The sequence below is a fragment of the Variovorax sp. RKNM96 genome, assembly GCF_017161115.1.
Taxonomy (GTDB): Bacteria; Pseudomonadota; Gammaproteobacteria; order Burkholderiales; family Burkholderiaceae_C; genus Variovorax.
This window is the reverse complement of sequence record NZ_CP046508.1, coordinates 4,772,505-4,790,106: the sequence shown is the minus strand read 5'-3', so window position 1 is coordinate 4,790,106 and position 17,602 is coordinate 4,772,505. Positions and strand designations below refer to the sequence as shown.

Sequence of the window (17,602 nt, the reverse complement as noted above, 5' to 3'; positions counted from 1 at the left end):
CGCCGCATGTTCGAACGCATCATCGGGTTCTCCATCGCGCAGCGCTGGCTCGTCCTGCTCGCCGTGCTCGGCATGGCCGCGCTCGGCGTCTTCAGCTACCAGAAGCTGCCCATCGACGCGGTGCCCGACATCACCAACGTGCAGGTGCAGATCAACACCTCCGCGCCCGGCTATTCGCCGCTCGAAGCCGAGCAGCGCGTGACCTATCCGATCGAGACGGTGATGGCGGGCCTGCCGGGCCTGCAGCAGACCCGCTCGCTCTCGCGCTACGGCCTCTCGCAGGTGACGGTGATCTTCCAGGACGGCACCGACATCTACTTCGCACGGCAACTCGTGAACGAGCGCATCCAGTCGGCGCGCGAGAGCATGCCCAGCGGCATCTCGCCGGTGATCGGGCCGATCTCCACAGGCCTCGGCGAAATCTACCTCTGGACGGTGGAAGCGGAAGAGAGCGCGAAGAAGCCCGACGGCAAGCCCTACACGCCCACGGACCTGCGCGAGATCCAGGACTGGATCATCAAGCCGCAGCTGCGCAACGTGAAGGGCGTGACCGAGATCAACTCCATCGGCGGCTACGACAAGGAATACCAGATCGCGCCCGACCCCGCGAAGCTGCAGGCGCACGGCCTCACGATGACCGACCTGGTCACCGCACTGGAGCGCAACAACGCCAACGTGGGTGCGGGCTATATCGAGAAGCGCGGCGAGCAGTACCTCATCCGCGCGCCGGGGCAGGTGAAGTCGGTGGAAGACATCGGCAACGTGATCCTCGGCAACGCGGGTGGCATTCCGCTGCGGGTGCAGGACGTGGCCGAGGTCGGCATCGGCCAGGAGCTGCGCACCGGCGCGGCCACCGACAACGGCCGCGAGGTGGTGCTGGGCACCGTCTTCATGCTGATCGGCGAGAACAGCCGCACCGTGTCGCAGGCCGTCGACAAGAAGATGCAGGAGGTCAACCGCACGCTGCCCGCGGGCGTGAAGGCGGTGACGGTGTACGACCGCACGGTGCTGGTCGACAAGGCCATCGCCACGGTGAAGAAGAACCTCTTCGAGGGCGCGGTGCTGGTGATCGCGATCCTCTTTCTCTTTCTCGGCAACATCCGCGCGGCGCTGATCACCGCGCTGGTGATTCCGCTGTCGATGCTCTTCACCTTCACCGGCATGGTGAATCAGAAGATCAGCGCCAACCTCATGAGCCTGGGTGCGCTGGACTTCGGAATCATCATCGACGGGGCGGTGGTGATCGTGGAGAACTGCGTGCGAAGGCTCGCGCATGCGCAGGCGAAACACGGCCGGCCGCTCACGCGCAGCGAGCGCTTCCATGAAGTGTTCGCCGCCTCGCAGGAGGCGCGGCGTCCGCTGCTGTTCGGGCAGTTGATCATCATGATCGTGTACCTGCCGATCTTTGCGCTCACAGGCGTGGAGGGAAAGCTGTTCCACCCGATGGCCTTCACCGTTGTGATTGCGCTGGTGGGCGCGATGATTTTGTCGATCACCTTCATTCCCGCGGCCGTGGCGCTCTTCATCGGCAACAGGGTCAGCGAGAAGGAAAACCGCCTGATGGTGTGGGCCAAGCGCGGCTATGAACCGCTGCTGGCGCGCGTGATGACGGCCAAGCCGCTGGTCATCACCACGGCCGTGGTGGCGGTGCTGCTCTCGGGCCTGCTGGCCACGCGGCTGGGCACCGAGTTCGTGCCCAGCCTGAGCGAAGGCGACTTCGCGATCCAGGCGCTGCGCATTCCGGGCACGAGCCTCACGCAATCGGTCGAGATGCAGAAGCAGCTCGAGCGCACGCTGAAGGCGAAGTTTCCGGAGATCGAGCGCGTGTTCGCGCGCACCGGCACGGCCGAGATCGCTTCGGACCCGATGCCGCCGAACATCTCCGACGGCTACATCATGTTGAAGCCCGAGAGCGAGTGGCCTGGGCCGAAGCGCACGCGCGCCGAGTTGCTGACGGCGGTGCAGGAAGAAGTGGAAAAACTGCCGGGCAACAACTACGAGTTCTCGCAACCGATCCAGCTGCGCTTCAACGAGCTGATCTCCGGCGTGCGCAGCGACGTGGCGGTGAAGATCTTCGGCGACGACATGGCGGTGCTCGACGAGACGGCGGCCGAGGTGTCGAAGGTGCTTTCGGGCATCTCCGGCGCGGCGGAAGTGAAGGTCGAGCAGACCACGGGCCTGCCGATGCTCACGGTGAACATCGACCGCCAGAAGACCGCGCGCTACGGCCTCAACGTCGGCGACGTGCAGGACGCGATCTCCATCGCGGTCGGCGGTCGCGAGGCGGGCACGCTGTTCGACGGCGACCGGCGCTTCGACATCCTCGTGCGCCTGCCCGAGAACCTGCGCACCGACCTGGAGGCGATCAAACGGCTGCCCGTGGCATTGCCCAAGGGCGCGGGTGCCGAGGGGCTGCGCACCAGCTTCATCCCGCTCGGCGAAGTCGCCACGCTGGAGCTCGCACCGGGCCCCAACCAGGTGAGCCGCGAGAACGGCAAGCGCCGCATCGTGGTGAGCGCCAATGTGCGCGGCCGCGACCTCGGCTCCTTCGTGGCCGAGGCCGAAGAGGCGATGCGCAAGGTGACCATTCCCACCGGCTACTGGACCGAGTGGGGCGGCCAGTACGAGAACCTCGCCTCGGCCACGCAGCGGCTGCAGGTGGTGGTGCCGGTGTCGCTGCTCCTGGTGTTCACGCTGCTGTTCGCGATGTTCGGCAACCTGAAGGACGGCCTGCTGGTGTTCACCGGCATCCCGTTCGCGCTCACCGGCGGCATCGTCGCGCTGTGGCTGCGTGGCATTCCGCTGTCGATCTCGGCGGCGGTGGGCTTCATCGCGCTCTCGGGTGTGGCGGTGCTCAACGGGCTGGTGATGATCTCGTTCATCCGCAACCTGCGGGAAAGCGGGCTGCCGCTGGACGAGGCGATCCGCGAAGGTGCGCTCACCCGGCTGCGGCCGGTGCTGATGACGGCGCTGGTCGCGTCGCTCGGCTTCGTGCCGATGGCGATTGCCACCGGCACCGGCGCCGAGGTGCAGCGGCCGCTGGCGACGGTGGTGATCGGCGGTATCCTGTCCTCGACCGCCTTGACGCTGCTGGTGCTTCCGCTGCTCTACCGCATCGCGCACCGGCGCGACGAAGACGAAGAACTGCAGGACGCCCGCGAACAGCGTCACGGCGCACCGCTCGATCCTTCTCCAGGTTCTCAAGGAATGACGACCCATGGCACATGACCATGCCCACGCGGTGGGCGGCAACGAGCGCGCACTGCGCTGGGCCTTGCTGCTCACCTCGCTCTACCTCGTGGCAGAGGTGGTGGGCGGGCTGGTGTCGGGGAGCCTCGCGCTGTTGTCCGATGCGGCCCACATGTTCACCGACACGGTGGCGCTGGCGATCTCGCTGGCCGCCATCTGGATCGGCAAGCGGCCGGCGGACAAGCGGCGCACCTTCGGCTACTACCGCTTCGAGATTCTTGCGGCCGTGCTCAATGCGGTGCTGCTGTTCTTCGTGGCGATCTACGTGCTGTACGAGGCGTACCGGCGCATCTCGGCGCCGGCCGAGATCCAGTCGACCATGATGCTGCTGGTGGCCGTGGGCGGACTGGTCGTCAACCTCGTCGGCATGCGGCTGCTTGCAAGCGGCAAGGACAAGAGCCTCAATGTGAAGGGCGCGTATCTGGAGGTGTGGGCCGACATGCTGGGGTCGGTCGGCGTGATCGTCGGGGCACTGGTCATCCGCTTCACCGGGTGGGCGTGGGTGGATTCTGTGATCGCGGTGGCCATCGGGCTGTGGGTGCTGCCGCGCACCTGGCGCTTGCTGCGCGAGAGCCTGAACGTGCTGCTCGAAGGTGTGCCCGACGACGTGGATCTACCTGCCGTCGAAAGCGCGCTGCTGGTAAGCGATGGTGTGGCCAGCCTGCACGACCTGCATGTGTGGGCACTGTCGAGCGGCAAGGTGAGCCTGAGCGTGCATGTGGTGTGCATGCCCGAGGTGGGTGACATGGCGCCGCTGATGCTGCAACTGCGCGCCCTGTTGGCGGAGAAGTTCGATATCCACCATTCGACCGTGCAGGTGGAGCGCGTGCCTTGCGAGCAGGCGGCCGAGAGTCATGGGTTCGGGCCTGCGGTGACGACTGCCCGGGCCACTGTTGGAAATTAGCGCTGCGGCTGTTGCCGACGTTGCAATGCCGCAGATCGCTCTCAAAGGTATCCCCAGAATCCAATCGACCGTCGAACCGGCGCTTGAGGTGTTGCGCGGTGCTGCCGATCCGTCCGATCCGTGACGGGCTCCTTGTTGGAGAGTGACGAGCGATAAAATCGACGGCTACGTTGGGGGCAGGATTGCTGGATATGTCTGCATTGAGGGATGTGCTGCGGCAGCTTGGGGCCCTTTCTGTCAGCAGCCTGTACGGCTACAGTCGGCCAGGACCGGACCATCAACCCCGCCTCACGTAGCGCGGGCGCACTGACCCAGTCTCGGACAACAATCAATCAGCCGAGTCCAGCCAGGAGGAGTGAACACATGCGCTTTCGGACTTTCCTCACTGCCGGCATCGAGGTGCTGCACCTGGGTGCACAGAAGGCGGAGAGCAATGCATGGCCGGCTGAGCACTGGCAGACGGAAAAAGGTCGGTGGAAGCTCTACACGCCGGCCATCGACGCGCATCTGAGCGACTCTCTCCTTCCCATGTCATTCGGCTCATCCATTGAAGGATTTGTTCTATTGCTTGAGGTGGCGGACTTCGCATCGTGGAGCCACAGCAATTTCTTTGCAAAGGCCGACGGCTACGTGTCTTACCGGCACAAGGCTAAAGAGGTCTGGAGTGTTGGTCAGCTCGACTGGCACGAGATAAAAAATCTCACGCCGAAAAGGCAACTTACTGCGTATGCAGAGGCGTTGCGAATCGCGGTTCGCAACACTACGCAAGCTAAGCGAAGGCCGAAAAGCTTTGATGTGGAGCAGTTCGCTCAGGCCACCGCCGATCTACTGCAGCAAGCCAAGGTCTCGCAACTTTCACGTACGACGTACCTCAATTCAACAAGTCCTCGCGTAAGAAAGTTGTCGAGCAGCAACGGGCGCTGAAACGTGCATCGCTGCTGGAGATTGAGGTCGATTTCTCATCGGTGTGCATGCCTTCTGCTAGTTCATAGCGGAAAACTGAGGGGTCACACTACGGCAATCGTATGACCGCTTTCAAGTCGTCCTTATGACTGCTGCGGAGCCCTTTCGCGACAGCAACGCGACCGGCTACAGTCGGCCAACACCGGACATTCCATGCCTGACTCCAAATTGCAGCTAACCGACGTTCAAGAGCTTGCCGTGCGGCGTGCCTTGTCCTATTGGGACGAGCGGTGGGACTGGGAATCTCCTGTGCTTTTCGGCCTCACGCACGACAGGTACCGCAACGTAGCAGCCTCTTGGCCGGGGAACTCCGAAGATCACTTCCTTGCGGCGGTTGGCGCCCTGCGCGAACTGCTTCACGGTGCTTCCGCTATCCGGGAAGATGAAGCTGTGAGGGCCGCCATTGGCGTCGGGAAAGCACAGGGTATTGAGTTGCTTGCTGTGCTTGTACAAGAGTACGACAGGCACCTGCGGCTCGCTTGAGCTTCGACTTGCGGCCAGAAGCGGCTGTTGGCCGCCAGCCTCCACTTGAGACCACGATGAATCCCAAGCTCATCATCGACGGCAGAGTTTTGAGTTCCGCAGCACTGACCGCAGAAACTGCGCTCGCCGCATTTCGCCGCCTAGACGACTCGGCTCAGGACCTCCTCCAAAGCGGCGAGCGTGCCGAAGACGTCTTCTGGAGTCGCTACTACTGGTTTTCTGTTTTTGCTCGTCTCTCCGAGTCGGAGCGTGGGTTCGATGCTGGCATTCAGCAAAACCTGCTCAAGCTGCTTGAGCACCCGCAGCCGACCTGTGCCCCCGACTGGACGCTGCTTGAGGCGGTCGAACGGCAAGCAAGGCAGGAAACGGACCGCTGGAGTTCCAGCAGTTAGTACGATGTCGCCCATCGGCCAGAAGCGGAACTACTGACGCATGACAAAGCTCCTTGAAATCGACCTCCGCCGCAGCGTGCCGGGACCGGAGGCGCGGCCACATCAAGCGGATCTGAACCGGCTGTTCGATGACCCTGCATACGGCCTCCGCCATGGGCAGTCGCAAGAGTCACTTTGGGGGAGGGTTCGGATTACCTTGCTCGATGACCGCGAAAGTCCTCCGGGATTGACAGACTTCATGATGACCGTCCCGTTCTATGTCGTCTCACGACGTTTCGTCGAACTCCTTGTGTCACACAACTGCGACTGCGAATACCTGCCGCTAGAGGCAACGTACAAGCGAAAGGTGCTCCTGGGAGAATTCTTTGCGCTAAACGTCTTGAACATCGAGAAGTCGGCTGCCGACCTTGACCACTCGATATTCGACCGGCGACTTCTCGAATTCGGCCAGATGAGGGATGTCGAAAAGTTGGTGCTGAAAGATGATCCGATGGGTCGAGCGCCTATCGCGTACTTCGAGGAGGTGGGCCGAATCGCGGTGAACGAAGCCCTCGCAGAAGACCTTGCCTTGCTTACCGGTGTACGGCTCGTCGAGCCGAAGGCGTTCACTAGCTAGCAGTGCTCAAAGCAGCGCGTGCAACGACCGCTTTGTGCAAGCGCATACGGCGGCTTCGGGCCCGAACCGGCTGTACAGGTTTCTCCAGAGCGGACCTCCATCGCCTTGCCTTCAGCATTGGTCCGAGCACCGTCTCCGACGTCGAGGTCCAGGTCGAGCGATTCAGATGGATTTCTGCAGTTCGGCCGCTGAAACAACAGGCACAAGTGGGTCCCAATGAAAGAGCTGGACGTATGTGTCCCAACCGGATTCGCCTGAACACATAGCCATGGATGCAACCGCCATGTGCACCTTGTGCTCTGGAGCTTCGTAAATCAGCGCAAGCATCGTGCGCCACAATTCTCCAGGCTGCTCAGCTCCGAAAGTGAAATTGAAGTAGGCCCCGCTATCTTCTCCGCTCTGAAATGCGTGGTGCAGGACAAGGTCTACACGACTCGCCAACTCGGTGAACAGGTCGGTCAGCCGAGCGATGTCTATGCCCGGCGACCTCTCAGGTTGTACCTGGACGGAAATGGATTTCAAATCTACCCTCGGTTGATGCGGGTGCTCGAAGAAACAGCGTTGCGAAGGACCGTTGATGGCCGTCTGCCGTCAGGCACGCCGGCGCCGTACTTCGCTAAAGCGCATGCGCCGTAAGCTGCCTTGCGACTCAAGTTGACCAGACTCGACGAGCAGCGCGAGCCGCTTCACGAAGAAGACATCAGGAATTCCGCTCAGGCGGTCAGGCATCGAAAGCATCGCCATCCCGACCACGCGTGCGACCTTCCTCCAATCGTCGGAGACTTGAGAAAGAATTGCCGCATCGATGCGCGCCAGCACGCCTTGACGCAGCCTGGCAAGCCGTTCGCTTTCAGCGGGTGAAAGCTCGGTGTCTTCGTCATTCATCGTGCTGAATTGTTGGATGTGTCAGCCTAATCGGATGGGCTGCTCGCGGCCGGATTTTTCCCTGCAGCGCGACTGGCTGGTTCTGGCCGATGGAAGTCGAAGGCAGGGGAAGCCAAAGGTCAGATGGAGCCGTACGGCGTTATCCTTACCAGACAGTCGTCAGCTACTTTGAAGTTCCTCAAGATCGATACCCACTAAGGAGTTTGCCTTTATCGCAAGCGCGGTACGCAACCCTACGACGACTTGAAAGGCCTTAAGAGGCACTGAGCCGAACTCGAGGGAGGAGCGATAGACCCCCGCTGCGATGGGTTCGATAAGTTTGCCCAGAAACAACGGGATGGGGACTACTTCATCGAAAAACTGCCCGCACGCTGGGCAGCGTTTTGCACGTTCAGCCGCCGAATATTCCAGTGCTTTTTGCGGGCGCAGCCAGTAGAAATCCGGGTCTGCCGGTAGCGCAATAAAGTCTTCTTTCGTAGCACCGCCCTCCTGGAGCACCCTGCGCAGGCGTTCTGACACCAGGATATAGCCGTCATACGTAGCGGTGATGTCCCTACGACGCTTCTTCACGCGGTACTCGGGACCGATGTAGAGGGCATCGACCTTTACGCCGCATGCCGGGCAAGTCGCCGGATGAGGTCGCCCCACGACTCCGAAGCGCCATTCACCGATTTGATCATCGGGCTCGTAGGTTTCGTCGCCCAACATGTAAGAGTCGTCGTTGTGCCCGAATAGCGTATATGCCCACACTGTCTTGGCTTGCTTCACCTGCCTCCCTTGCATGTAGTCGTGCAGCCGTCGTTGGTCAATTTGTTCCTCTGCTGTGACTGGATTTTGACCACTGGCGCGACTGACCGGTCTTGGCCGACTGTAGCCGTTTGCGGGTATCGACTAGAAGGCGGGCAGCCTCATGTAGACGTCGAACCATCGGGCGCTAAAGCGCCCCCGAGCTCTAGAAACGATAAACACTCGCGCGCTCTGGTCGGGCCCCCTTCGAGTACCGACTGCGTGACCAACGGGGTGAGTTCCCGGGCCAATGCGGCCGCCTCTGTCCACGATAGAACCGTTGCTTCGCCCTTGGGGTTGCGCACGACGGGTTTGCCATATCCCACGCGCACATCATCGCGCAGCTCTACCGGAAGGCTCACCGAATACCTTTTCGAATCAGAGCCTTCGTACAAAAGGAAGTAGGAGCCACCGTCTCTTAAGATGTCGGCCATGGTGACGGAGACAGGTCTCATATGAGTCATGGTCTTGCAGTCCGATAGTTTCACAAACAGTCTGAATTCTGCCGGCACGCTCGTATTTCTTGCCCAGTGGGGGGCGCGGTAAGGTCTGCTTCTGGTCGACTTCAGCTGTATGAGTGCGTCTCTCAGCCTACGTCCCTGGGGGTTTCGCCGCGGGCCATTCGGAGACAGTCTTGCAGGCGCTGGATGAGGGCCTCCACTTCTTGCTCCCCCAGGTCAAGCGGGTCCCCATGCGAGCCGACCGCGATGAGGCAGACGGCGGACCCATCGACCCAGACATCAAGGCGTCCTTGGGCTCCAGAAGCGGGCTGCTCATTCAACGGCACAAGGGCTCCTTGCTCATAAGTTGACCAGATAAATTTCGGTATTCATCTTGATGGGGCACTCAGCGTACCGCCTGAATCAGCAGCTCCGTGGGAATGGCGGCTTCTGGCCGACTGTAGCCTCACGCTGGGGGGCCCGTGAGAGTGGAAGGAGCTACGAGCGCCAAGTGCCTTCACCCGCATGCAGCAGCGCAAAGGAATGGGGATGGACCAAGAAGCCGTACAGTTTTCCTCCCCCCGAGAGCGGCTCCGGCGCCTTGTCGGCTGTGTAGTAGCTGACCACCAGGACCGTATCTGTATCGGCGAGCGCAGCTTGCAGCGCGACACGCTCTTCGTCTGTCAGGCGTGCACGCTCAATGAGGCTTTTTTGAGAGCTGAAGATATCGCTCTCACAGTACACGTGAGCCGAAGCCTCTGCCCAAAGCGGGTGTTCCGAGACAACGCTTCTCGCTCTGTCCGCGTCAGATGGGCTCACCTCTAGGCTCATGTCCGCTCCTTCGATTGAATCTCCGGTCTTGGCCGACTGTAGTCGGTTACAGCTGAGTCACCGCGAGCCCGAAGCGGTCTTTGGTCTTCGCCAAACCACACGCTCAATGCCCTTTTCATTGAACGGATGGGAGGACCGTCACCCGCGGTCGCATGAACTTCAGCGGGTTTTCGATTTCGGTGTCACAAACGCCTCCCACCGGACGTCTTGCTTGCATGGACGCCCATGGGGGGCGTACCTTTTTGACCCCTTTCACCGAGGAATCGACCATGAAGATCGTCATCATCGGAGGCTCCGGCCTCATCGGCTCCAAGCTTTCTGCCCTGTTGCGCCATGCCGGCCATGAGGTCAACGCCGCTTCACCCTCCACGGGCGTCAACACGCTCACCGGCGAAGGCCTGAAGGAGGCCTTGGCCGGCGCGCAGGTCGTCGTCGACGTGGCGAACTCGCCCTCGTTCGCGGACGAGCCGGCGCTGCATTTCTTCGACACCGCGGGGCGCAACCTGCTTGCCGCCGAAGCAGAGGCCGGCGTGGCGCACCACATCGCGCTGTCGGTGGTCGGCACCGATCGCCTGTTGGCCAGCGGCTATTTCCGCGCCAAGCAGCGCCAGGAAGAGCTGATCGAGGCCTCGCCCGTGCCCTGGACCATCGTGCAGGCCACGCAGTTCTTCGAGTTCGTGGCCGGCATCGCCGACGGGAGCGTGCGGGGCGGCGAAGTGCGGCTCTCGAATGCGCTGGTCCAGCCGATGGCGGCGGATGATGTCGCCGCCGCGCTGGCCGTGGTGGTGGGCGAATCGCCCGCACGGCGACGGATCGAGATCGCGGGCCCCGAGGCGCTGCCGCTCGACGCGCTGGTGCGCCGCCTGTTCGCAGCGACCGGCGACAAGCGCCCGGTCGTCACCGATGCAGAAGCGAGCTACTTCGGCGTGCGGCTCGACGATCGATCGCTCACGTCTGACACCGCCCCGCGCCTCGGGACGATCCGTTTCGCGGACTGGCTTGCACAGCGTGCGCGCGCCTGAATTGCCAACCGCTCGCTGTTGGTCCACTCATTCGTTCAAGGCCCGCGACGCGGGCCGGAAAGACAACCCATGACCCGTTTTCAGAAGACCTGCATTTCCCTCGGCCTCGCACTCGGCATGTTCGCCGCGATGCCCGCCCTGGCGGCGCCCGAAGCCGCAGCGACCGTCCTCATGACCAAGGACCTGGCGGACATGCCCGGCAAGGAGGCGATCTCGTTCATCGTGGACTTTCCGCCGGGCTCGGTCGATCCGGTCCACCGCCACGACGCCCACGCCTTCATCTATGTGCTCGAGGGATCGATCGTGATGGGGGTGAAGGGCGGCAAGGAGGTCACGCTGACCCCCGGCCAGACCTTCTACGAAGGCCCGAACGACATCCACACGGTGGGCCGCAACGCCAGCAAGACCAAGCCCGCGAAGTTCCTCGTGACGATGGTCAAGGACAAGGGCGCGCCGTTGCTGACGCTGGTCAAGTAACCGCGGCGTTCAGCGCACCGGCCGAATCGCCGACTTCGGCCTGAAGGCCTTGCAGACCGCGTCGTCGGTCTCCAGGTACGGCCCGCCGATCAGGTCGATGCAGTAGGGCACCGCCGAGAAGATGCCGGGCACGACCTGCGCGCCGTCGGCATCCTTCAGCCCTTCGAGCGTTTCGGCGATCGACTTGGGTTGGCCCGGCAGGTTGATGACGAGGCTCTTGTCGCGGATCACCGCCACCTGGCGCGAGAGGATCGCGGTCGGCACGAAGCGCAGGCTGATCTGCCGCATCTGCTCGCCGAAGCCGGGCATTTCCTTGTGGGCGACGGCCAGCGTGGCTTCGGGCGTCACGTCCCGCAGCGCGGGGCCGGTGCCGCCGGTGGTCAGCACCAGCGAGCAGCCGGCGTCGACCAGTTCGATCAGCGTGGCGCTGATGAGGGCGGTTTCGTCGGGGATCAGCCGGGGCTCGAATTCGATGGGGTTCTTCAGCGCGCGGCCAAGCCATTCCTTCAGCGCCGGCAGGCCCTTGTCTTCGTAGGTGCCGCTGGAGGCGCGGTCGCTGACGGAGACGATGCCGATGCGCACCGGGTCGAACGACGAACTCATGCGTCCTCTTCCCGGTCCTGCGCGGCGGCGGCCGCGGCGTGGTCGTCGCCGCCATGCACGGCCAGTTGCTCCCGCACCAACTGGAAGATTTCGCGGTAGGCCTTGCCCTGGCGGGGCGCTTCGCCGGCCGGGCCGGTCTTCATGTCCTTGCGGGCCTGGCGCACCAGGGCGCGCAGTTGCTGGGAGTCGGTGGCGGGATGGGTTTCGATCCAGCCGCCGAGGGCGTCGTCGTCGGCAATCAGCCGGTCGCGCCAGCGCTCGGCCTCGTGCAGGGCGGCGGTTTCTGCGGCCGGCGTGCTGTTCTGCTCGGTCAGGGCGAGCTTGACGGCTTCCAGCGTGGGCTCGTCGAGCTTGCGCATCAGCTTGCCGATGAACTGCATCTGGCGGCGCTTGCCCTCGAAGTTGGTGATGCGCTTGGCCTCGGCGACGGCGTCGACCAGTTTTTCGTCCAGCTGGAGGGCGTCGAACAGGGCGGCGCGCAGCGTGAGCAGCTCGGTGCCGAGCTTTTGAAGCTCGTCGCTTTCGCGCTTGAGATCGGTGCGGCTGGCATCGTCGGTGCCCTTGAGCTCACGCTTGAGCTCCAGGTCGAGTTCGCTGCCTTCGGCGACGAACTGGCCACGGACGAAATAGCCTTTTTTGGGTTTGCGGGACATGTGGGTGGATTCTGGGCCGCGCCGTGCGGCGTTGCAATGTGCGCAATAGACCGCACAGACAGCGGGAAGCTGGAGGGAAAACCGGGAGATGGGGGCGCAAGTATCATAGCCACCACATGACGACATCCTCCTCGCGCGCCGATTCCGGCTTCGCCTACAGCCGCTCCTTCTTCGAAAACCTGGTCGACACGGCCCTGGCCCATGCCAAAAAGCTCGGTGCCACCGATGCCGGCGCCGAGGCCTCCGAGGGCTGCGGCCTGAGCGTCTCGGTCCGCAAGGGCGAGCTCGAGAACGTGGAGCGCAACCGCGACAAGTCCCTCGGCATCACCGTCTACGTGGGCCACCGCCGCGGCAACGCGAGCACCTCCGACTTCTCCGAAGGCGCCATCAAGCAGACGGTGCAGGCCGCCTACGACATCGCCCGCTTCACCGCCGAAGACCCGGTCAGCGGCCTTCCCGACGAGGAAGACATCGCCAAGGAACACCCCGAGCTCGACCTGTTCCACCCCTGGGATGTGACGAGCGAGCAGGCTGCCAAGCTGGCCCTCGAATGCGAGGCGGCCGCCCTCTCGACCGACAAGCGCATCACCAACAGCGAAGGCGCGGGCGTCTCGGCCCAGCAGAGCCATTTCTTCAGCGCGCACACGCACGGCTTCCGCGGCGGCTACGCCAGCTCGCGGCACTCGATTTCGGTGGCGCCCATCGCCGGCAAGGGCGACAACATGCAGCGCGACGCCTGGTACAGCTCCATGCGTTCGGCCGACGAACTCGCCAGCCCGCAGGCCGTGGGCCGCTACGCCGCCGAACGGGCCTTGAGCCGCCTGAAGTCGCGCAAGATCAAGACCACCGAATGCCCGGTGCTGTTCGAGTCGCCGCTGGCCGTGGGCCTCCTGGGCGGGCTGGTGCAGGCGGTGAGCGGCGGGGCGCTGTACCGCAAGAGCACCTTCCTGCTCGATTCGCTCGGCAAGCCGGTGCTGCCCAAGCACATCGACGTGGCCGAAGACCCGCATGTGATGCGCGGCAAGGGCAGCTCGCCCTTCGACGACGAAGGCGTGACCACCCGGGCCCGCAAGGTGGTCGATGCCGGCCGGCTCGAGGGCTATTTCCTCTCCACCTACTCGGCCCGCAAGCTGGGCATGAAGACCACCGGCAACGCCGGCGGCTCGCACAACCTGACGCTGAGCTCGCGCCTCACGAAGCACGGCGACGACCTCGATGCGATGCTCGCCAAGCTGGGCACCGGCCTCTTCGTGATCGAGCTGATGGGGCAGGGCGTGAACTACGTGACCGGCGACTACTCGCGCGGCGCCAGCGGCTTCTGGGTCGAGAAGGGCCGCATCGCCTTCCCGGTGCAGGAGATCACCATCGCCGGCAACCTGAAGGACATGCTGATGGGCATTGAAGCCATCGGCGCGGATGCCTACACTTTCGGCGCCAAGACCACGGGGTCGATTCTGGTCAACCGCATGAAGGTGGCCGGCGCCTGACAGGCGGCCGCCGCCGGCAACGCCGCATGCTCGGAAGCACCCCAAGGTCACACCCAGGGAGACGCCATGAGCAAATACAACAATGCGCGAAAGCCGGAACTCGAGCATGAACTGATGCGCGACCCCCGGCTCGGTTTCGAGCCGGCGGGCGGCAGTTCGGTCCGCTGCCTGCAGCACGGCGTGCCCTGGCCGTTCGACTGCTGGCACTACCACGACGAGTACGAGCTGCAGATCATCAACCGCAGCAGTGGCGATTCGTACGTCGGCAACCACATCGGCCGCTTCGAGCCTGGCTACGTGGCCCTCGTCGGCGGGCGCCTTCCGCACACATGGATCTCGCACGACGTGCCGCCCGAGGGCATCGCCGACCGCAGCATGGTCATTCATTTCCGCGACGAGCCGCTGCGCAAGGCCTCGGGCCTGTTCCCCGAACTGGAGGCGGTGCTGCCGATGCTCGACCGCGCGAAGCTCGGCATCGAGTTCTTCGGCATCCACGAGCGGATGCGCGAGCGCTTCATGCGCGTTCAGGGCAAGGAGGGCATGGCGCGGCTCTCGGAATTCATCGGACTGCTGCACGAGCTCGCGAACTGGGAAGACTGGCGCCAGATCTCCAGCGCCGCCGGCCCGCTGGACGACGACCCGAGCGCCAACACCCGCATGCGCCGCGTGCTCGACTACCTCGATGCGCACCTGACCGAAGAGCTGTCGCTGCCGGCCGTGTGCGCGGTGGCCAACATGGCCGAGAGCAGCTTCTCGCGCTACTTCCACAAGCACATGGGCAGCACGTTCACCGATTTCGTCACGCGGCTGCGCATCACCAAGGCCTGCGAGATGCTGCAGACCTCCGACCGGCTGGTGAGCGACATCTGCTACGAGGTGGGCTTTGCAAACCTCGCGAACTTCAACCGGCGCTTCCTGCAGCTCAAGGGCATGACGCCTTCGGCCTACCGCCAGCAGGCGCAGGACCGCTTCGGCCTGCGCACCGCGCAGAACACGCCGCTCGCAACCATCGCCTGAGTCTTCAGGCGGTCGAGTCCGGCGGCGTCAGGTGCCGGGTCGCGGCCCAGAACGCCAGCGCGACGCCGCTGGTGACGGCTCCTGCGATGCAGACGCCGTTCCATCCGGCATGGGCATACACCATCGTCGAGGCGATCGATCCCGTGGCGGAGCCGATCGAATAGAAGATCATGTAGCCGGCGGTCAGCCGGCTCTGCGCTTCCGGGCGCACGCGGTAGATCAGGCTCTGGTTCGAAACGTGCACCGACTGCAGGCCGAAGTCGATCGTGACGACACCGATCACCATCGCCCAGATGGACCACGGCAGCATCGCGATGAGCGCCCACGACAGCAGCATGACCACGAGCCCGATGCCGGTGGTGCGCTGTGCGTGACCGCGGTCCGCCTGGCGACCTGCGCGCGCAGCACCCATCGCACCGGCCGCGCCCGCCAGGCCGAACAGCCCCACCTGCGTGTGCGAGAGCGAGAAGGGCGGCGCCGTCAGCGGCAACACCATCGGCGTCAGCAGCATCGTGATGGCCATGAAGATCAGCATCGCGAGCACGGCGCGGATGCGCAGCACGGGCTCTTCGACGAAGAGCGTGAACACCGAGCGGATCAACTGCGGATACGGGATGCGCACCCCAGGCCGCACGTTGCGCGGAAGCGCCTTCCACAGCAGGCCGGCGACGACCAGCGTGGCCGCGGCCGACACCAGGTACACCGAGCGCCAGCCGAAGAGATCCGACAGCGTGCCCGACACGGCGCGCGCCAGCAGGATGCCGATGATGATGCCGCTGGTGACGATGCCCACCACGCGGCCCCGTTCGCCCGGCGGCGCCATGATCGCGGCGTAGGCGACCAGCACCTGCGTCACGACCGCCAGCACGCCGACCGCCGCCATCGCCGGCAGCAGGATCGCCCCACTGGGCGCCAGCGCAACGCAGAGCAGCGCGATCACCGACAGCAGCGATTGCCCCACGATCAGCCGTCGCCGGTCGATCAGGTCGCCCAGCGGCACGACGAGCAGCAGCCCGAGGCCATAGCCGACCTGGGTGATGGTGATGACGATGCCGACCGTCGCGGGGCGGATGCCGAAGGTGGCCGCGAGCGTGTCGAGCAGCGGCTGGGCGTAATAGACGTTGGCGACAGCAAGCCCGCATGCGACCGCGAACAGCAGCGCCATCGGAGCGGAGATGGATGGTGCGGCGGGCCGCGCTTGCGCGTGCCGGGCCGCGGTCGCATCGACGTTCAATTCCATGGGGCTCAGGCTTTCAAGGCGTCATGGAAGCGCTCGATGTGGGCGGCAATCACCTCTCCCAGTTCTTCGAGCGCGAAGTGCCCGGTGTCGAGCAGCTTGAAGTCGACCTGCCGCAGATCGCGCTGATAGGGGTGCGCGCCCGACGGCGGAAAGATCACGTCGTTGGCGCCCCAGACGACCAACGTCGGCGGCTGGTGCTTGCGGAAGTACGCCTGCCAGGCCGGGTAGCGCGAGAGGTTGCTGCCGTAGTCGTGCAGCAGGGCCGCCATCGCGTCCTTGTTGCCGGGACGGGCGAGCAGGGCGCGCTGCAGGAGCCAGTTGTCCGGGTCGATGCGTTCCGGATTCTTCACGCCGTGCGTGTAGTTCCACTCCAGCGCCGCATCGGACATGGCGGCTTCGCGGATCTTCGCGTAGTTGGCGGGCGACGGGTCTTTCCACAGCGCACGCGCGAGGCCCCAGAAATCGTCGGGCAATCCTTCCTCGTAGGCATTGGCGTTCTGCACCACGAGGAAACTCACCTTCTCCGGATGACGCGTGGCGAGGCGAAATCCCACCGGGCCGCCGAAGTCCTGCATGTAGAGGGCGTAGCGCTCGAGGCCGAGTTGCTCGGTGAACTTCCCGACGATGTCGGCGAGGCTGTCGAAGGTGTAGCTGAACTCGACCACCGAAGGCGCATCGCTGTGGCCGAAGCCCGGGTAGTCCGGCGCGATGACGTGGAAGCGATGGGCCAGCCGCTCGATCAGCCCGCGGTACATGAAGGACGAGGCCGGAAAGCCGTGCAGCAGGAGCAGGGCCGGCAGCGCGGGGTCGCCCGCCTCGCGATAGAAGATCTTCAGGCCGTCGACGGTGGCGGAGCGGTAGTGGGTCATGGCGAATCCGGAAGAGGTTGAGAGGGGGATGTCGGCTTCTGGTTTCAAAAGAAGACCGATCAAATTCTATCGATTCGGTTTTACATTGCAACCAATGAGGCCGAGCCGACACCAGGGCGATGGTTGCTCCAGCACCCGGGTTCAGTCGGAATCGGTTATTCGCCCCCGCGCCCGCGGGATCAGCCGATCACTTGCAGAAGGACTTGACGTCGTTCTGCGCCACGTCGCGGTCGTATTGGTCGATGGGCTTGCCGTTGCTGTGCTGCAGCACCCCGGCGAGAACATCCCGTGCGAGCGCGCAGCGCGAAGCGTCGGTGCCGTTCTCCCTTCCACCCGAGACCGATCTGGGCCTTGCCACGGGCGGCCCGTAGGGCGGTGCTCCCGCCGCCGTCTGCGTCGGCGGCGAGGCCCTGCTCCAGGCACGCCAGTCTTCCTTCGGTGCGGAGCTTTGCGGCGGCGCCGGTGCGGGCTTCACTTCCACGGTCCTGGCATCGCCCGCGTCGGCCTTGCGCTCCGAGTAATGCGTCTGGCCCTTGGCGTCGACCCACTTGTAGATTTCCGCATGGCCGGCGGATGGAAGAAGCAGCGCCGCGAGCGCGGCGCCGAGCACATGCCAGGCGGGATTCGGACTTTGCATCTTGGGGCGCAGAGGGATGAATCGGCGGGCACCGATTCTGGCCCGGAT

General features: G+C 64.2%; 19 protein-coding genes. 10 read left to right on the top strand and 9 right to left on the bottom strand.

From position 1 onward, the window contains the following. The first annotated feature begins 6 nt into the window (after positions 1-6). From GNX71_RS22175 to GNX71_RS22150, 6 genes are all read left to right on the top strand, one after another. The gene (locus tag GNX71_RS22175) at positions 7-3,228 is read left to right on the top strand and encodes a CusA/CzcA family heavy metal efflux RND transporter (protein WP_206174413.1); all 3,222 of its coding nucleotides are present in this window, start codon (positions 7-9) and stop codon (positions 3,226-3,228) included. Beyond that, positions 3,218-4,153 (top strand): cation diffusion facilitator family transporter, encoded by a 936-nt coding sequence (locus GNX71_RS22170; RefSeq protein ID WP_206174412.1) that lies wholly within the window; start codon positions 3,218-3,220, stop codon positions 4,151-4,153. Before GNX71_RS22175 ends, GNX71_RS22170 begins: the two co-directional genes overlap by 11 nt. A gap of 363 nt (positions 4,154-4,516) precedes the next feature. After that, positions 4,517-5,077 (top strand): hypothetical protein, encoded by a 561-nt coding sequence (locus GNX71_RS22165; protein WP_206174411.1) that lies wholly within the window; start codon positions 4,517-4,519, stop codon positions 5,075-5,077. Positions 5,078-5,269: 192 nt separating this feature from the next. Next, positions 5,270-5,599 carry a hypothetical protein gene (locus GNX71_RS22160; protein ID WP_206174410.1) on the top strand — a complete coding sequence of 110 codons (330 nt, stop codon included), beginning with the start codon at positions 5,270-5,272 and terminating at the stop codon, positions 5,597-5,599. A 56-nt stretch (positions 5,600-5,655) separates the two neighbouring features. Beyond that, positions 5,656-5,991, top strand: coding sequence for a hypothetical protein (locus GNX71_RS22155; protein ID WP_206174409.1), 336 nt, complete (start codon positions 5,656-5,658; stop codon positions 5,989-5,991). Positions 5,992-6,031: 40 nt separating this feature from the next. Then, complete coding sequence (locus tag GNX71_RS22150) at positions 6,032-6,607, top strand: hypothetical protein (protein ID WP_206174408.1); 576 nt, start codon at positions 6,032-6,034, stop codon at positions 6,605-6,607. 162 nt (positions 6,608-6,769) lie between these two features. Here the strand turns inward: GNX71_RS22150 and GNX71_RS22145 are convergent, their stop codons facing one another. From GNX71_RS22145 to GNX71_RS22130, 4 genes are all read right to left on the bottom strand, one after another. Continuing rightward, positions 6,770-7,129: a hypothetical protein gene (locus GNX71_RS22145; RefSeq protein WP_206174407.1), complete on the bottom strand. Its 360-nt coding sequence runs from the start codon at positions 7,127-7,129 to the stop codon at positions 6,770-6,772. Positions 7,130-7,198: 69 nt separating this feature from the next. Next, positions 7,199-7,492: a DUF3658 domain-containing protein gene (locus GNX71_RS22140; RefSeq protein WP_206174406.1), complete on the bottom strand. Its 294-nt coding sequence runs from the start codon at positions 7,490-7,492 to the stop codon at positions 7,199-7,201. Between the two features lie 159 nt (positions 7,493-7,651). Continuing rightward, the gene (locus GNX71_RS22135) at positions 7,652-8,260 is read right to left on the bottom strand and encodes a hypothetical protein (protein ID WP_206174405.1); all 609 of its coding nucleotides are present in this window, start codon (positions 8,258-8,260) and stop codon (positions 7,652-7,654) included. 956 nt (positions 8,261-9,216) lie between these two features. Next, positions 9,217-9,549 (bottom strand): hypothetical protein, encoded by a 333-nt coding sequence (locus GNX71_RS22130; protein ID WP_206174404.1) that lies wholly within the window; start codon positions 9,547-9,549, stop codon positions 9,217-9,219. Positions 9,550-9,818: 269 nt separating this feature from the next. Between GNX71_RS22130 and GNX71_RS22125 the strand changes: the two genes are divergently transcribed. Further along, the gene (locus GNX71_RS22125; RefSeq protein ID WP_206174403.1) at positions 9,819-10,571 is read left to right on the top strand and encodes an SDR family oxidoreductase; all 753 of its coding nucleotides are present in this window, start codon (positions 9,819-9,821) and stop codon (positions 10,569-10,571) included. 69 nt (positions 10,572-10,640) lie between these two features. Beyond that, positions 10,641-11,048 carry a cupin domain-containing protein gene (locus GNX71_RS22120; protein ID WP_206174402.1) on the top strand — a complete coding sequence of 136 codons (408 nt, stop codon included), beginning with the start codon at positions 10,641-10,643 and terminating at the stop codon, positions 11,046-11,048. 9 nt (positions 11,049-11,057) lie between these two features. Here GNX71_RS22120 and mog read toward each other — a convergent pair whose 3' ends face one another. Together mog and yjgA are read right to left on the bottom strand one after the other, a co-directional pair. Further along, positions 11,058-11,651 carry a molybdopterin adenylyltransferase gene (mog, locus tag GNX71_RS22115; RefSeq protein WP_206174401.1) on the bottom strand — a complete coding sequence of 198 codons (594 nt, stop codon included), beginning with the start codon at positions 11,649-11,651 and terminating at the stop codon, positions 11,058-11,060. Further along, the gene (yjgA, locus tag GNX71_RS22110; protein ID WP_206174400.1) at positions 11,648-12,304 is read right to left on the bottom strand and encodes a ribosome biogenesis factor YjgA; all 657 of its coding nucleotides are present in this window, start codon (positions 12,302-12,304) and stop codon (positions 11,648-11,650) included. Before yjgA ends, mog begins: the two co-directional genes overlap by 4 nt. A 116-nt stretch (positions 12,305-12,420) precedes the next feature. Between yjgA and pmbA the strand changes: the two genes are divergently transcribed. Together pmbA and GNX71_RS22100 are read left to right on the top strand one after the other, a co-directional pair. Continuing rightward, positions 12,421-13,791 carry a metalloprotease PmbA gene (gene pmbA, locus GNX71_RS22105; RefSeq protein ID WP_206174399.1) on the top strand — a complete coding sequence of 457 codons (1,371 nt, stop codon included), beginning with the start codon at positions 12,421-12,423 and terminating at the stop codon, positions 13,789-13,791. A 66-nt stretch (positions 13,792-13,857) separates the two neighbouring features. Then, a complete protein-coding gene (locus GNX71_RS22100; RefSeq protein WP_206174398.1) occupies positions 13,858-14,808 on the top strand; it encodes an AraC family transcriptional regulator in 951 nt (316 codons plus the stop codon). A 4-nt stretch (positions 14,809-14,812) separates the two neighbouring features. Here the strand turns inward: GNX71_RS22100 and GNX71_RS22095 are convergent, their stop codons facing one another. From GNX71_RS22095 to GNX71_RS22085, 3 genes are all read right to left on the bottom strand, one after another. Further along, positions 14,813-16,048 (bottom strand): MFS transporter, encoded by a 1,236-nt coding sequence (locus GNX71_RS22095; RefSeq protein ID WP_206174397.1) that lies wholly within the window; start codon positions 16,046-16,048, stop codon positions 14,813-14,815. A gap of 5 nt (positions 16,049-16,053) precedes the next feature. Next, positions 16,054-16,917 (bottom strand): alpha/beta hydrolase, encoded by an 864-nt coding sequence (locus tag GNX71_RS22090; RefSeq protein WP_206174396.1) that lies wholly within the window; start codon positions 16,915-16,917, stop codon positions 16,054-16,056. A gap of 187 nt (positions 16,918-17,104) precedes the next feature. Then, on the bottom strand, positions 17,105-17,554 hold the full coding sequence (locus GNX71_RS22085) for a DUF4124 domain-containing protein (protein WP_206174395.1): 450 nt from the start codon (positions 17,552-17,554) through the stop codon (positions 17,105-17,107). Positions 17,555-17,602 lie beyond the last annotated feature (48 nt).